At 66.8% G+C, this 15890-nt stretch carries 14 protein-coding genes; 5 read left to right on the plus strand and 9 right to left on the minus strand.

Annotated features, from left to right (window positions below; translation table 11 throughout):
- The first annotated feature begins 39 nt into the window (after positions 1-39).
- The 5 genes from FQU96_RS38610 (at position 40) to FQU96_RS38630 (ending at position 5196) form a co-directional block, all read left to right on the plus strand.
- Positions 40-951, plus strand: a complete 912-nt coding sequence (locus FQU96_RS38610; protein WP_146546748.1) for a LysR substrate-binding domain-containing protein — start codon at positions 40-42, stop codon at positions 949-951.
- 98 nt (positions 952-1049) lie between these two features.
- Positions 1050-2051 (plus strand): ABC transporter substrate-binding protein, encoded by a 1002-nt coding sequence (locus FQU96_RS38615; protein ID WP_146546749.1) that lies wholly within the window; start codon positions 1050-1052, stop codon positions 2049-2051.
- Between the two features lie 27 nt (positions 2052-2078).
- Positions 2079-2858, plus strand: a complete 780-nt coding sequence (locus tag FQU96_RS38620) for an ABC transporter ATP-binding protein (RefSeq protein ID WP_146546750.1) — start codon at positions 2079-2081, stop codon at positions 2856-2858.
- Complete coding sequence (locus tag FQU96_RS38625; RefSeq protein ID WP_146546751.1) at positions 2845-3636, plus strand: ABC transporter permease; 792 nt, start codon at positions 2845-2847, stop codon at positions 3634-3636. Before FQU96_RS38620 ends, FQU96_RS38625 begins: the two co-directional genes overlap by 14 nt.
- A 51-nt stretch (positions 3637-3687) precedes the next feature.
- Complete coding sequence (locus FQU96_RS38630) at positions 3688-5196, plus strand: amidohydrolase family protein (protein WP_146546752.1); 1509 nt, start codon at positions 3688-3690, stop codon at positions 5194-5196.
- 146 nt (positions 5197-5342) lie between these two features.
- On the opposite strand, the gene FQU96_RS38635 is transcribed toward FQU96_RS38630, so the two are convergent.
- The 9 genes from FQU96_RS38635 to hyfB form a co-directional block, all read right to left on the minus strand.
- The gene (locus FQU96_RS38635) at positions 5343-6011 is read right to left on the minus strand and encodes a carbonic anhydrase (protein ID WP_146546753.1); all 669 of its coding nucleotides are present in this window, start codon (positions 6009-6011) and stop codon (positions 5343-5345) included.
- Positions 6012-6102: 91 nt separating this feature from the next.
- Positions 6103-7482 (minus strand): sodium:proton antiporter, encoded by a 1380-nt coding sequence (locus FQU96_RS38640; protein WP_146546770.1) that lies wholly within the window; start codon positions 7480-7482, stop codon positions 6103-6105.
- A gap of 47 nt (positions 7483-7529) precedes the next feature.
- Positions 7530-8303: an SDR family oxidoreductase gene (locus FQU96_RS38645; protein ID WP_146546754.1), complete on the minus strand. Its 774-nt coding sequence runs from the start codon at positions 8301-8303 to the stop codon at positions 7530-7532.
- A 9-nt stretch (positions 8304-8312) separates the two neighbouring features.
- Positions 8313-8864: an NADH-quinone oxidoreductase subunit B family protein gene (locus FQU96_RS38650; protein ID WP_146546755.1), complete on the minus strand. Its 552-nt coding sequence runs from the start codon at positions 8862-8864 to the stop codon at positions 8313-8315.
- A 103-nt stretch (positions 8865-8967) separates the two neighbouring features.
- Complete coding sequence (locus tag FQU96_RS38655; protein WP_146546756.1) at positions 8968-10500, minus strand: nickel-dependent hydrogenase large subunit; 1533 nt, start codon at positions 10498-10500, stop codon at positions 8968-8970.
- A gap of 62 nt (positions 10501-10562) precedes the next feature.
- Entirely contained in the window at positions 10563-12011 is a 1449-nt protein-coding gene (locus FQU96_RS38660; protein WP_146546757.1) for a hydrogenase 4 subunit F, read from the minus strand.
- Complete coding sequence (locus tag FQU96_RS38665; RefSeq protein WP_146546758.1) at positions 12008-12673, minus strand: hydrogenase-4 component E; 666 nt, start codon at positions 12671-12673, stop codon at positions 12008-12010. Before FQU96_RS38665 ends, FQU96_RS38660 begins: the two co-directional genes overlap by 4 nt.
- Positions 12670-13611, minus strand: a complete 942-nt coding sequence (locus FQU96_RS38670) for a respiratory chain complex I subunit 1 family protein (RefSeq protein ID WP_146546759.1) — start codon at positions 13609-13611, stop codon at positions 12670-12672. The genes FQU96_RS38665 and FQU96_RS38670 overlap by 4 nt, the downstream gene beginning before the upstream one ends.
- Positions 13608-15647 (minus strand): hydrogenase 4 subunit B, encoded by a 2040-nt coding sequence (gene hyfB / locus FQU96_RS38675; protein ID WP_178131072.1) that lies wholly within the window; start codon positions 15645-15647, stop codon positions 13608-13610. Before hyfB ends, FQU96_RS38670 begins: the two co-directional genes overlap by 4 nt.
- Positions 15648-15890: the final 243 nt, after the last annotated feature.

Here is a 15890-nt window from a genome sequence, read left to right on the forward strand (position 1 = left end):
TGCTATTTCGCCTGCAAACCATAATTCCAGGTTATGCCCATGACGATGAACCTGCGGCAGATCGAGATGTTTCGCGCCATCATGGTGACTGGCTCCATCAGCGGCGCGGCGCGCCTGCTCTCGGTATCGCAGCCGGCGATCAGCCGCTTGTTGGCCTACACCGAGGACCGTCTCGGCTTCTCGCTGTTCGAACGCGTCAAGGGCCGTGTGCAGCCGACGCCCGAGGCGCGCCAGCTGTTTGTCGGAGTCGACCAGGTCCACCAGGAGGTGGCGCGGGTGAACGAACTGGCCGAGGAACTGCGCAACGGTGGCACCGGTTCGGTCTGCATGGTGGCGAGCCCCAGCGTCGGGCATGTGCTGGTACCCAAGGCCATCGCCCAGTTCCGGGCCCGCCATCCCGACGTGCGCATCGAACTGGAAATCCTCACGCTGGCCGACCTGATCGGCAAGGTCAGCAGCCAGCGTGCTGATCTGGCGATCACGTCGCTGGCCGTCGACGAGCCGACGGTAACGTCGGCGTTGATCGGCGAGGGACGCTTGCAGGTGATCTTCCCCGCCGACCATCCGCTGGGCGACAAGCGCGTGGTGAAGGCCGCCGATCTGGCGCCCTATCCCATCATCAGCTATGGCCCGCATACGCCCTACGGCATGATCGTCAGCCGGCTGCTCAACACCACGACCAAACCGATCCGGGTCAACACCCAGGTGCGGTTCACGCCCAATGCCTGCAGCCTGGTGCAGGCCGGCGCCGGCATCGCCATTGTCGATGATTTCGTGTTGATGGATGGTGCGTGGCCGAACATCCAGTCGCGTCCCCTGGTACCCAAGACGACGACTCGCGTGCATCTGCTGACCTCGCGGGTCGAGCCGCTCTCACGCATCGCGCGCAGTTTCGTCGCCAGCCTGCGCAGCCTTTTGCCGGCGGTGTCGGCGGCGCCGGCCAAGGACTAGGGAGCATATAACACACTGTTATGGAAACGATCGATTTTGGTATTTGATTTTAGGTCCCCGGATGCCCAGCGTCGCCCGATCAAAACGGGGAGATTTTCATGCCGGTCCTCAGGACAACCATTCTCGCCGCCGCCGCGGCCGCCCTGACGGCGGCGCTTGCAACGCCAGCCGCCGCGGCCGATCGGGTCCATCTGATGCTCGACTGGATTCCGACCGGTGACTATGCGCCGTACTACGCCGGCATGGCCACGGGCATCTACCAGAAGAACGGCATCGAGCTGCGCATCAGCCGCGGCAACGGCTCGGGCGACACGCTGAGCAAGCTCGCCGGCGGTGCGGCCGATATCGGCATGGCCGATATCTCGGCGCTCTTCACCGCACGTCAGCGCGCCAACATGCCGGTCAAGATGATCGCTGCGGTCTATGCCCACTCGCCGCACTCGCTGTTCGTGCGCAAGGACTCGGGCATCACCAACTTCGCCGGACTCGAGGGCAAGCGCATCGGCATCACGCCCGGCAACAGCCACAAGCTCTACTTCCCGGCCGTGGCCGCCGCGGCCAAGACCGATCCTAACAAGATCGAGTGGGTGACGGTCGACGGTTCCTCGATGGCGGCGTTGCTGATCAGCGGCCGCATCGATGCGGCGCCATTCTACTCGACCAACTTCTACTACCAGAACAAGCAGGCCAAGCGCGCCGGCAAGGAACTGGCGTTCCTGCCCTTCGTCGAAGCCGGCTTCTCGATCTATTCGCTGTCGTTCCACACCACCGAGGCGACGATCAAGAACCGGCCGGACATGCTGCGCAACTTCCTGAAAGCGACACGCGAGGCGTGGGAAGCGGCGCGCGCCAACCCGCAGGCGACCTGCGAGGCCCATGTCAAGGCGGTGCCCGAGGTCGAGCTCGATGATTGCCTGGGCAGTCTCAAGGCCACGCTCGGGTTCATCTTCACCGACCATTCGGCGTCCGTCGGCCTGGGCAACGTCAGCGACGAGCGCCTGAAGAAGACCTATGAGGTGGTCGCCGCCGCCCAAAGCCTTGATGCGGCGGTTGATCCGCGCAGCGCTATCGACATGAGCTTCCTGCCGCCCAAGCCGTGAGGATGCAGGCGCCAGCAAGGACTTTCCATGATCGACATCAGCAATGCGGGTCAGGTGTTTGGGCCCGCCCACGCCGGCGGCGTGCGCGCCCTCGACGGTATCAACCTTGCGATCCGCGATCGCGAGATCGTCACCCTGGTCGGACCGTCGGGTTGCGGCAAATCCACGTTGCTGCGGCTGATCAGCGGCCTGATCGCGCCAACCGAGGGCACGATCCGCATCGACGGCGAGAAGGTGGTAACGCCGCGCCAGGATACCGGCATCGTGTTCCAGGCGCCGACCCTGCTGCCGTGGGCGACGGTCTTAGAGAACGTGATGTTCCCGTCGACCATCATGGGCCGCGCCGATGCGGCGGCCCAGCAACGGGCGCGGGAGCTGTTGAAGGTGGCCGGCATCGCCGAGTTCGCCAACCATCGGCCACGGCAGCTGTCCGGTGGCATGCAGCAGCGCGCCGCCATCTGCCGGGCGCTGGTGCACAACCCCTCGATCCTGCTGATGGACGAGCCGTTCGGCGCCCTCGATGCGCTCACCCGCGAGGTGATGACCATCGAGTTGATGCGAATCTGGACCGCAGCACCCAAGACCATCGTCTTCGTGACCCATTCGATCCCGGAGGCCGTCATCCTGGCCGATCGCGTGGTGGTGATGTCGCCGCGCCCGGGCCGCATCGCCGAGATCATCGACGTCAACCTGCCGCGGCCGCGCACGTTCGCGCTGGCGGGCGATCCCGAATTCCAGCGCTGTGCCGAGCGCATCCGTTCCCTGATTTTCGGCGAGCAGGGAGTCCGCTTCGATGTCCAGCACTGACCTGCGCCGCTGGTTCAACGCCAGCCGCGAATTCACCATACCGCTGCTGGCGCTGGTCGTGCTGATCGCGGTGTGGGAGGCGGCGGTCCGGGCGTTCGGCGTTCCCGAGTATCTGCTGCCGGCGCCCAGCCGCATCTTCGAAGATACGGCGGCCATGAGCGGCGTCGTTGCCAACCATACGCTCGCGACGTTGCGCACGATCCTGTTCGGCTTCCTGCTGTCGATCATCGTCAGCCTGCCGTTGGCCGTGCTGATTTCCTCGTCGCGCATTTTCGCCGATGCGATCTATCCGCTGCTGGTTCTCACCCAGTCGGTGCCCAAGGTGGCGATCGCGCCGATCCTGGTCGTCGTGCTGGGGCCCAACGAGCTGCCGCGTACCATCGTTACCTTCCTGGTCGCCTTTTTCCCGCTGGTCATCTCCATGACGGCCGGGCTGATGGCGGTGCCGCCGGAGCTGATCGAGCTGTCGCGCGCCTGTCGGGCGACCAAGCTGCAGGAACTCACGCGCGTGCGGTTACCGTACTCGATCCCGTTCGTGTTTTCCGGCCTGAAGGCAGCCATCGCGCTGTCGGTCGTCGGCGCCGTGGTCGGTGAATTCGTTGCCGCCGAGAAGGGGCTGGGTTATCTCATCACGTCGGCGACGGCGTTCTTCAAGGTGCCGGTGGCGTTCGGGGCCATGCTGATCCTCGCCATCCTGGGCATCGTTCTCTTTCAGCTGATCGTCGTCATCGAACGGATCTTCTTCCCCTGGGCGGCAGCGGAAGAACCCCGCACCTGAGTTCCGTCTCCCGCCGGCGGAGAGAAGGGTGCTTCGGCAGAGGAGATCGCCATGACCGCAGACGCACGCCATCAGGTCATCCGCAACGCCCTGGTTCTGCGTCCGGGCGCGCAGCAGGCCGAGCCGCTCGACATCCTGATCGAGGGTGACACCATCCGTGAACTGGGTCCGCACGGCATGGCGGTCCCGGATGGCGCCACCGTTGTCGATGGTGCGCGGCGGCTGATCCATCCGGGCCTGATCAATGCCCATACCCATGGTCACGGCGCGTTGGCCAAGGCGATGGGAGACCGCTGGTCGCTGGAGTTGCTGCTGGCGGCAGGGCCCTGGATCAGCGGCAACCGCAGCCTGGAAGACAAGTACCTCAGCGCTGCCCTCAACGCCGCCGAGATGGTGCTCAAGGGATGCACCGCCTGCTACGATCTGTTCATGGAGGTGCCGGCGCCGAGCCTGGAGGGTATGCAGGCGATCGCGCGGGCCTATGGCGATGTCGGCATGCGCGCCACCATCGCGCCCATGGTCGCCGACATGTCGCTCTACCAGGCGATTCCCGGCCTCTACGACGCCTTGCCGTCAACGCTGCAGGACGCCGTCGACAAGATGCGACCGCAGCCCTACGCAGCGACGCTGAAGGATGTCGCGGTCTTCCTGAAGAAGCCCGGCGTCCAGTCCGACCGGCTCAAGCTCGCTTTGGCGCCGACCATTCCGCTGCATTGCTCCGATGACTTCCTGTGCGCCTGCCGCGACTGCGCACGCGGCCACGGTATCGGCCTGCACAGCCATGTGGCGGAATCGAAGATCCAGGCGCTGGCGGCCGTCACGCGCTACAAGCGCACGATCACGGCGCATATCGATGCGCTGGGCCTGCTGGGCCCGCAGTTCACCGTGGCGCACGGCATCTGGCTCGACGACGACGACATGCGCCGCCTGGCGGATCATGGTGCCTCGGTGGCGCACAACCCCGGCAGCAACATGCGGCTGGGTAACGGCATTGCCGACATGCGCGGGCTCCTGAAAGCGGGCGTCAATGTGGCCATCGGGACCGACGGCTCCAACAGCGCCGACAACCAGAACATGTACGAGGCCACGCGGCTGGCATCGTTCGCCTCGAAAGTGCGCGGGCCCGACCTGATGCGGTGGATCACCACGCCGGAGGCGATGCATGCGGCCACCGAGGGCGGCGCCCGGGCGCTGGGCTTCGCCGGCCAGATCGGCCGTATCGAGCCCGGCTACAAGGCCGACCTGGTGTTCGTCGATCTCGATCACATCAACTGGCTGCCGCATACACGCACCGTCAACCAGCTTGTCCACGTCGAGGACGGCACGGCGGTGCGCCGCGTGATGATTGGTGGCCGCGTCGTGGCCCAGGACGGCAGGTTGCTGACGGTCGATCTCGCGTCGCTGGGACGCCAGGCGGAAGCGGCGCGCGAGCGCCTGTCCGCTGCCAACGAGCCGATGCGCTTGCTGGCCGAAAAGCTGCAGGACGCCGTCGGCACGTTCTGCATCGGCATGGCGCGAGAACCGTATACCGTCGATCGCTACGGTAGCCGGGTGCAGTGAATTTTGGCCAATGCCTAGTACCAGCTATCGCTCGAATGTGAGTGGCGACTGTCATCCCGAGCGCAGCGAGGGATCCAGGGGAGGCGCCTAGATCCCTCGCTGCGCTCGGGATGACAGCCCATGTCAGCGACCAGCGATTCCAGGCACTAGAAACCGATGGTCGATGACCGGCCAGCCAGGCCATCGACCACGGGCTCGAAACGGCCGGTATCGGGATCGCGCACCAGCAGCCGGCCCGAGGCGATGCCGAAATAGGCGCCGTGCAGGGCGAGCTTGCCGCGCTCGACCAGGATGCGCACACAGGGGAAGGTCATCAGGTGCTGCAGGCTGAGTTCGACCGAGGCGAACTCGAGCCGGCGCAGATAGGTGCCGTCGTCATCCGGCGCGCGCGGGCCCAGGTTGGCGGCGGCCGGCGCGATCTGCGACATCCAGCGGCCGATGAAATCACCGGGCGACAGCGGTTCCTGTTCATCGGCGAAGGCGCGGATGCCGCCGCAGAAGGCATGGCCCAGCACGACGATGTGCTTCACGCGCAGCGCCTGCACGCCGAATTCCAGCGCCGCGCTGGTGCCGTGCTGCGAATCGCGGTCCGGTTCGTAGGGGGGCACCAGGTTGGCGACGTTGCGCACCACCAGCAGCTCGCCGGGCGCGGCGTCGAAAATCACCTCGGGCGAGACGCGCGAATCGACGCAGCCGATCACCATGATCTCCGGACGCTGTCCGGTCTCGGCCAGCATCTCGTAGCGGGATTGTTCGCCGGCAAAGCGGCCACCCAGGAAGGCACGATATCCGTCGGTCAGCCGTTGGGGAAACATCCTGCACTCATCATGTCACGGCGCCCAGGCGCCCGGTGCGCAGCCCATAGCAGATAAACGGCAGCCGCCCAACCCGGCCTGGCGGTACCGTTCAGCGGAAGAAGACCAGGGTCAGCAGAATGAAGAGCGGTACCAGGATGCAGCATGACCACGCCATGTAGCCGAAGAAGCTGGGCATGCGGATGCCGGCGGCCTCGACCACCGCCTTGACCATGAAGTTGGGGGCATTGCCGATGTAGGTGTTGGCGCCCATGAACACGGCGCCGCAGGAGATCGCGGTGAGCGTCGCCGCCAGGGGGCCCATCAGCGTCCCGGCATCGCCGCCGGCGAGATTGAAGAACACGAGATAGGTCGGCGCATTGTCCAGGAAGCTCGACAGCGTGCCCGACAGCCAGAAATACCACGCATCGATCGGGCTTCCGTCGCTGCGATTGACCAGACTGACGAGCGGCTCCATCGCACCGGCCTTGCCCGCCTTGAGAATCGCGATGGCTGGTATGATGGTGAGGAAGATCCCGGCGAACAGTTTGGCGACCTCGACAATGGGTGCCCAGGTGAAGCCGTTGCCGTCACGCACAGCCCGTGACGTAAGCCGAAGCGACAGCAGGGTGAAGACCACCAGCAGCACGTCGCGCACAATGTTCTGAAGCTCGACCTCGACGTGGTTGATGGACCAGGTGATACCCGGCTTCCACGTGCCGCTCATCAGGACAGCACCGATGATCGCCAGCATCAGCGCGATGTTCGCGCCGCCCTGGATGGCGATGGGGCTGTCCGGGGTGGGGTCGCGCGGCAGATGGCCTTCCTTCCGGTACCAGTAGCTGTCGAGTCCGTAGAAGAGCCCCAGCAGCACGATGGCACAGACCAGCATCTCGGTGAACAGGTGCGTGGTCGGCCAGAAGAAAGCGACACCCTTGAGGAACCCGAGGAACAGGGGAGGATCGCCCAAGGGAGTCAGCGCGCCGCCGATGTTGGCCACGAGGAAGATGAAGAAGACGAAGACGTGAACCTTGTGTTTGCGATTGTCGTTGGCCCGGATCAGCGGCCGAATCAGCAGCATCGCGGCGCCCGTGGTCCCGATCCAGCCGGCCAGTACCGTGCCGATAGCCAGGAGCAGCGTGTTCATGGCCGGAGAGCCGTGCAGGTTGCCCGTGATGCGGATGCCGCCCGTGACGGTGAACAACGCCAGCAGCAGGACGATGAAGGGAACATACTCGAGGAGCACCGTGTGGACGATCTCGTAGGTCGCGGTCGGCAGGCCATGGATCGCCATGAACGGCGCGATGAAGACCAGCGCCCATGCCGCCGATACTTTTCCGTAGTGGTGGTGCCAGAAGGACGGGGCAGCCAACGGCATGATGGCGATCGACAGCAGGATGCCGGCGAACGGCAGCACCCAGGCTAGGCCCAGCCGCGCGCCGTCGACATGTGGCGCGTCGCCAGCTGCCATGGCCACACCACCGCCCGCCATCCACGCCAGTGCGACCAGTGCGACCAGTGCCACGATTCGCAAAGCGATCACGGCATCATGAAGGTGGCCGACACGCCGCCGTCGACGACCAGTGTGTGGCCGTTGACATAGGAGGCGGCGTCCGAAGCCAGGAACAGCGCGGCGCCGGCGATCTCGCGCGGTTCGGCAAAGCGGCGCATGGGCACGCGCTCGCGCCAGCGCGTGCCGGCTGGTGAGTTGAACATCGCTTCGTTGGTCTCGGTCATGAAGAAGCCGGGTGCGATGGCATTGCAGGTGACGCCGTGCACGCCCGTCTCCGCCGCCATCGCCCGCACCAGAGCGGCCAGTCCGCCCTTGGCGGCGATATAGGACGCCGACCGTGGGGTGGCGAGATCGGCGGCGATCGACGTCACCATGATGATACGACCGGCGCGCCGGTCGAGCATGCCCGGCAACACCAGTTTGGCCAGCGCAAAGGCAGCGTTCAGGTCGACATCGATCAGGCGCTCGAAGTCGTCGGTCGACAGGTCATCGAGGGCGCGCCGGTCGCGTTCGCCGACATTGTTGATTAGGATATCGATCGATCGGCTCGCCAGCGCAGCCCGCACGGCTTGCTCCATCCCGTTGCGATCGGCCATGTCGAACGGCGCGGCGTCCGCCGACAGGCCGCGTGCCCGCAAAGCATCGACGCGCGGCTGGATCCGCTCGGCCGTGCGGCCGTTCAACAGCACATGGGCGCCGGTCTCGGCCAAGGCCGTCGCGATCTCCCAGCCCAGGCCGCGCGCCGCACCAGTGATGAGCGCAACGCGGCCGTCGAGCCGAAAAGCATCGAGGATCGTCATCGTATGTCCCTATGATGCAGGCTTCGGGCTGGCGGCGATGACCCGACCTGCTGACGCTTCCAGTAGCGCCAGCAGCCCTTCCAGCAGTTGCAACGGTGTTGGCGGGCAGCCAGGGATGTGCAGATCGACCGGCACCACCGACTCCAATGCGCCGGCGCAGGCATAGGAGCCGGCAAACAGGCCGCCGGTGCAGGCGCAGTCGCCGGCGGCCACCACCCAGCGCGGCTCGGGCGTGGCGGCGATGGTGCGTAACACCGCTTCCTGCATGTTGAGACTCACCGGGCCGGTGACCAGCAGCACATCGGCATGGCGCGGCGAGGCAACGAAGCGGATGCCAAAGCGCTCCAGATCGTAGATCGGGTTGTTGAGGGCGTGGATCTCCAGTTCGCAGCCATTGCACGAACCGGCGTCGATTTCGCGGATCGCCAGGCTGCGGCCCAGCCGCCGCCGCGCCAGCGCATCGACCTTGCCGGCCAACTCCTTGAGCGCGTCGGCGCCGGCTGCGGGCCCGGCGATGGTGACCGGTCGCGAAAAGAAGGAACGCGTGATCTGCTTCAACATCGATCATCACACTATCAGCCGCACGATGCGGCAGGAAGATTTCAGCGCAGAGGTACAGAGGTCACCGAGAGAAGAGTTCGCATGCCAATCGCAAAGCCCATTCTCACAAATCGTGCCCTGAGTATGAGCAGTTGAACGATTTGTTGCACAGCGGGAAGTCGGCAACGATGTTGTCGTAGACGGCGGTTTCCACCAGCGGCCATTGCAGCCACGACGCATCGCGGGCGTGATAGCGTGCGATGGTGCCGTCGCTCGCCAGCCGCACCCAGCCCAGGATTTCGCCGCGGAAGGCCTCGACCAGCGCCATGCCTTCACCGGCGATCGCCGGCACAGTGGTGCGTGTCGGCCCGTCGGGCATTGCCACCAGCATGCGCTGGATCATGCGAACGCTGTGGCGCACTTCCTCCATGCGCACGCGCACCCGTGCATCGACGTCGCCGGCCGTGAAGCGCGGCGCGGCGAAGGAAAGTTCATTGTAGGGCGGATAGCCCGGCGCCAGCCGCGCATCGCGCCCGGCGCCGGCGGCGCGCCCGACATGGCCGGGCGGCCAGAAGCGCTCGATCTCGGACCGCGGCGTGATGCCCGTCGTCACGGTGCGGTCCAGCAGTGATCCCTTCGAGTCGTAGACCCGGCACACGGCCTCGAACGGTGGGATCAGGTCGGCGGCCAGGCCGGCGAAGGCGGCGGCCTGCTCCGGCGCCAGGTCGATCGCGACGCCGCCGGGCACCACGGCATCCATCATCAGACGATGGCCGAACGCCTTGGCGCAGGCCTGCAGGACCTTCTCCCGCAGCGTCGAGCACTGCGCCAGGATGTAGGGGAACGCCGCGTCGTTGCAGATGGCGCCGATATCGCCGAGATGATTGGCGATGCGTTCCCACTCGGCCATCACGGCACGCACCCAGTGGGCGCGTGCCGGAACCTCGAGGCCGATGGCCGCCTCGACGGCGCGGCTGAACGTCAGCGCGTGCGCCACCGTGGAGTCGCCGGAAATGCGCCCGGCCAGGCGGACGGCGTCGGCGGGAGTCTTGCCGCGCATCAGGGTCTCGACACCCTTATGCGTATAGCCCAGCCGTGCCTCCAGTCGCACGATGGTCTCGCCGTTGGCATGGAAACGGAAATGGCCCGGCTCGATGATGCCGGCATGCACCGGTCCCACCGGGATCTGGTGCAGGCTTTCGCCCTCGACGGGCAGGAATCGGTAGTCGGTTCCCGGCCGCGGCGCGGCAGGGCCAGCGCCATCGGCAGCCAAGGGGGTGGCAGCGCGCCATCGGCCGTGATCGAGCCACGGCCGATCATCGATGGTGCCGGTGGCCTTCAGGCCGGCGAGGTCGCGGATCGCACGCTCCAGCCGCCCGGCTGCCGGTCGCACCGATGTCAGTGACGGATAGGCGCCGTCGACCGTGTCGAGCGAGGCCACGGCGAATTCGGCCGCCGAATGATCCTCCAGCGCGGCGTGGACCGTATGTCCGTCAGCCCACAACCCCAGCAGCGCCCAGCGCCGATGTCGCAGCGCGTCGATCAACTGGCCCCAGCCCGCGATGTCGAGCGCGTGGCGTGGCCATGGCCGATGCGGCGTGACCGCCGGACCGAGACCTGCCAGCACCGCATGCAAGGTGGCGCGCGACTCGTTCATTGGTGTCGGCTCCCGGGAAAGGTCGCCGAACGCTGTGGTGACGTCTTCATCATGGCAGCATCTCAGCCCAGCAGCCGGGCGACGGATTGGAACCACGCCACCAGCGGCGCCGGCAGGTAGATGCCGGCGACCAGCGCGAGCGCGAGATGCAGCCAGATCGGGACCAGCGACAGCGTGGGAACGGCATGGCTGCCGGCAGCGTTCGGGCTCGACGGTCCGAAGGCGAGATGATGCAGCCGCAGCAGCAGGGCGCCGAAACAGACCAGCAGCCCGACAGCAACCGGCAGCGCCAGCGCAGGCTGTCGCGCGAAGGTCGACGACACGACGAGGAACTCGCTGGTGAAGACGCCGAACGGCGGCAGACCGGCGATGGCCACCACGCCGGCAACCAGCGACCAGCCCAGCGCCGGGTGGCTGGTGGTCAGCCCGGTGATGTCGGCGATGCGCTGCGAGCCCTTGACCTGCGCGATGTGACCGACGGTGAAGAAGATCGCCGCCTTCACCAGGCTGTGCATGGTCATGTGCAGTAGGCCCGCGAAGTTGGCCAGCGGTCCGCCCATGCCGAAGGCAAAGGCGGCGATGCCCATGTGCTCGATCGACGAGTACGCGAACAGCCGCTTGATGTCGCGCCGGCGATAGAGCATCAGCGCCGATAGCGACAGCGACAGCAGGCCCATGCCGATCATCAGTGGGCCGGGCGCCAGGGCCTGCGGATTGGCGGCCAGCAGCATCTTGAAGCGCAGAACGGCGTAGAGCGCCACGTTGAGCAGCAGGCCCGACAGCACGGCCGAGATCGGTGTCGGCCCTTCGGCGTGCGCGTCGGGCAGCCAGGCGTGGAGTGGCGCCAGGCCGACTTTGGTGCCGTAGCCGACCAGCAGGAATACGAAGGCGACGTTAAGCAGCGCCGGATCGAAGTTGGCGGCGTGCGCCAGCAGGGTCGACCAGGTGACGGCCGCCATGCCCTCGCCCAGCGCCGGCTGCGCCGCCAGGTACATCAGCATGGTGCCGAACAGGGCCAGCGCAATGCCGACACCACACAGGATGAAATACTTCCATGCCGCCTCGATGGCGGCGGGGGTGCGATAAAGGCTGACCATGAGGGCGGTCGACAGGGTCGCAGCCTCGACCGCGACCCACATCAGCCCCAGATTGTCGGCCGACAGCGCCATCAACATCGAGCCGATGAAGGCCTGGTACATCGCGTGATAGAAACGCAGCAACCGCGACGTCAGGCGTTGGCGCTGGATTTCATGGGCGATGTAGCTGGCGCTGAAGATGGCCGTGGTCAAAGCCACGAACGCCGTGAGCGCGATCAGATAGATGTTGAAGTCGTCGACCAGCAGCAGGTGACCGGGCGCCGGCCGCTCGGCGGTGAACAGTGCCGCCGCCGCGATGAAGGTAGCGGCGCTGGCCGCGACATTGAGCCAGGCCGCCAACCGCCAGTTGGCGATGAACGCCAGCACCAGGGCGGCGCCCGCCGGTACGCCCAGAACGACCAGCAGGGCGGTCATGGGTGACGCTCGCCCTGCATTTCTTCCAGCCGCGAGACGTCGAGCGAATCGAAACGCTCACGGATGTGGAAGAAGAACACGCCGAAGATGAAGGTGGCGACCATGACCGAGAAGGAAACGCTGGCCTCGACCACCAGCGGCATGCCCTTGACGCCGACGGCGGCGAGGATCAGGCCGTTCTCCATCGACATGAAGCCGACCACCTGCACGACCGCGTTGCGTCGGGCGATCATCAGCAGCGGCCCCAGCAATGCCACGGCCAGGGCGAATGCCAGGTCCTCGCGCAGCAGCAGAGTCTCGCCGGCGGTGAGCGGCAGCACCAGCAGGATCGCCAGCGCCGTGACGCCGACGCCCAGTCCCATGGTCAGGGTAACGCCGAACACCGGCTCGACGGTGCTGCTGATATTCAGGCGCCGGATCAGCCAGTGCAGCAGTGCCGGCACGGCGATGGCCTTGAACACCAGCGCGATGGCCGCGGTGGCGAACAGATGCGGCGAGTCGCGGGTAATCGCCTGCCAGGCCGCGGCGGCGGCCAGGACGGCGGCCTGCATCGCCACCACATTGATGGCTGCCGTCAGGCGGCGCTGATAGAGCAGCGCAAAGCTCAGGGTCAGCACCAGCGCGCCAAGCAGATGAGCGATGTCGAATGCCAGCCCGCTCATTTCAGGTGCTGCGATATATAGAGAAAAACGGTACCCAGGACGCCGAACAACAGCGCCGCACCGAGGAACTCGGGGTAACGGAAGACGCGCATCTTGGCGATCGCCGTCTCGAACACGGCCAGCGCCAACCCGCCGGCCGCCAGTTTGAGCAGCCACAGGCCCAGCCCGATGGCGAGCGCTGCCGGCTGGGCGTCACGCGCGATGCCCCAGGGCGTGAAGATGCAGGCGATCAGCGACAGGTAGAGTGCCAGCTTCAGCATGGCGCCGAGTTCGATCAGCGCCAGGTGTCGGCCGGAGTATTCCAGCACCATCGCTTCGTGCACCATGGTGAGTTCGAGGTGCGTTGCCGGATTGTCGATCGGGATGCGCCCCGTCTCCGCCATCGCCACCATGACGATGGCGCCCAGCGCCAAGGCCAGGGAGACGCGCAGGCCGACGCCCTCGCTCAGGGCCAGTGTCAGGTCAGGCAGCGCCGTCGAGTGGGCGACCAGCGCCAGTGTCATGATGGCGATGAACAGGGCGGGCTCGGCCAGGGCCCCGATCGTCATCTCGCGGCTGGTGCCGAGGCCACCGAAGCTGGTGCCGACATCCATGCCGGCCAGCGCGAGCAGGATGCGTGCCAGACCGAGCAATCCGGCAATGGCGATGAGATCCAGGCCCAGGCCGAGCGACACCGTGGTGAAGGTGGGTATGGCGGCCATCGCCAGCCACACCGCGCCCAGCGCGCCGTAGGGCGCGCCGCGAAACAGCCACGATGCATTGTGGGCCAGGATCGGCTCCTTGCGCATCAGTCGGGCCAGATCGCGATACGGTTGCAGCAGCGGCGGGCCGCGTCGCCCCAGCAGGCGCGCCTTGATCTTGCGGATCAAGCCGGTCAGCAGTGGCGCCAGCACCGCAGGCGCCACCAGCTGGACCACGAGGATGGCCAGTGCCGTCATCGGGCAACCGCCACGACGATCAGCAGCCCGATCAGCGCCGCGAACATCAGGCTCAGGTAGACGCGGATGGCCAGGAACTGCAGTCGGTTGAGCCGATCGGTGGCGCGGCTGAGCAGGCCGATCAGCGGATCGAACAGATAGTGCCAGGCCGGATCGCGCACGGTGCTGGCGAAGCGTGCCGGCCCAGGATCGCCGGCGGGTGGCATCTCGACCCGATCGCGGGCTGCCAGCACCACGCTGCCGAAAATGCGGCGCAGCGGTTGGCTGGTGCTCGACGCCGAGTACTGCGTTGTCGGCATCGGGTCGGGAAAGCCGCAATCCCAGGCTGGCCCGCGCCGGACCCGGCTGCTGGAAACGCTGCTGGCGATGCCGATGGTGATACCGGTCAATGCCGCCAGTCCGAGCGCGGCGACCAACCCCGAGTAGATCGCCGTTACGTCACCATGCGGCGCCACGGCGAGCCAGGCGGCGCGGCCGTCGAACAGAGCGCCGGTGCTGCCTGATGCATCGACCAGCGTCGTTGCGATGCGCACCAGGGGGGCCAGCGGGATGCCGGGCCAGGCGCCGAAGGCGAGACACAGGGCGGCCAACCCCGCCATGGCTGACAGCATCGACGGCGCGACCTCGCGCGCGTTGGCGGTGGCAGGGTCGCGCGGACGACCCAGGAACGCCACGCCGAAGAAACGCACGAACCCGGCGGCCGCGAGAGCGGCTGCCAGCGCCAGCAGCGCGCCGACCACGGGTGCTGCAAACTTCATTTCCCAATGGGCCAGTCCCGTGGTGTCCAGCACCGACTGGAAGACAAGCCACTCCGAGGCGAAGCCGTTGAGCGGTGGTACCGCCGAGATGGCCAGGCATCCGATTAGAACCAGCGGCGCTGTCCAGCGCAGGCGATGGATCAGGCCGCCGAGCCGGTCGAGATCGCGCGTGCCGGCACCGTGCTGCACGGCGCCGGCACCGAGGAAGAGCAGCGACTTGAAAAGGCTGTGATTGAGCGCGTGAAACAGGGCAGCGGTCAACGCCAGGCCGGCCTGCAGCGGCTGTCCCGATCCCTTGAAGGCGATCGCAAGCCCGAGCGCTGCGCCGATCACGCCGATGTTCTCGATGGTGGAGTAGGCCAGCAGCGTCTTGGTGTCGTTCTGCGTCAGCGACTGCAGCGCACCCAGCGCTGCCGTCAGGCCGCCGATGATGGCGAGCAGCCCGCCCCACCACCATTGCGGCGCGCCGGCGAGTTCCAGCAGCCCGCGCATCAGGACATAGAGCGCCACCTTGGTCATGGCGCCCGACATCAGTGCCGAGACATGACTGGGCGCCGCCGGATGCGCCAATGGCAGCCAGACGTGCAATGGCGCCAGGCCTGCCTTTGAGCCGGCGCCCAACAGCAAGGCCAGTGCCGCCAGGGTGGCGACCGCCGGCGACGGTGTGGCGTCGCGCATCGCGTCGAACGTGTAGCCGCCGCCGGTGCCGGCGAGCGCGCCGAACGCCATCAGCAATGCCAGGGCGCCGAACGCCGCCATCGCCAAGTAGACCAGCGCGGCGCGCCGGTTGTCGGCTTGCGCGTGGTTGGTGAGCACCAGCAGCCACGACGCCACCGACATCAGCTCCCAGCCGACCAGGAGCGTGAAGGCATCATCGGCCAGCGGCACCAGGTTCATGCCGGCCAGGAACACGGGGAACGGCGCCATCACACGCGCCGGCTGTGACGTGTGGGCATCGTAGCCGATGCCGTAGACGGCCGCCGCGATGCCGCCCAGGTTGACGATCGCCAGGAACAGCGCGGCAAGCCCGTCGATGCGCAGGTGCGACTGAACATCGGGCAGGCCCACCGGCAGGACCAGTCGGCCGACGGTGCCGGCATCGGCGACGAGCAGGGTGCCCAATGCCGCCACCAGGCCGATCAGGCATGCGAGCGCCGTCAGCGCATACAGCGGCGCGATCAGCACCGGCCGGCGGTTGGTCATGCAACCACCGATCGCGAGCATCAGGAACATGGCGTGGACCATGCCGATCAGAGACCACTGATCGACGCCGGACATCTCGAATCCCATTCCCCAGAAAAAGATCGTTAAACGTTGTCAGCCCATTTAAGGCTCCGGGACTCGCTTGAAAAGCGGAAACCCCAACGGGTGCGATCTCAGCGGTGGACACCTGTGTGCATGGACGAGACGACCACGCGGCAGAGCAATCGCACTTGGAAAAGGAGTCTGTGCTTTTACCTTCCCCCGCTTGCGGGGGAAGGTGCCCGAAGGGCGGATGGGGGATGGGGGATGGGGGATGGG

The organism is Reyranella sp. CPCC 100927 (assembly GCF_007859315.1).
Classification (GTDB): Bacteria; Pseudomonadota; Alphaproteobacteria; order Reyranellales; family Reyranellaceae; genus Vineibacter.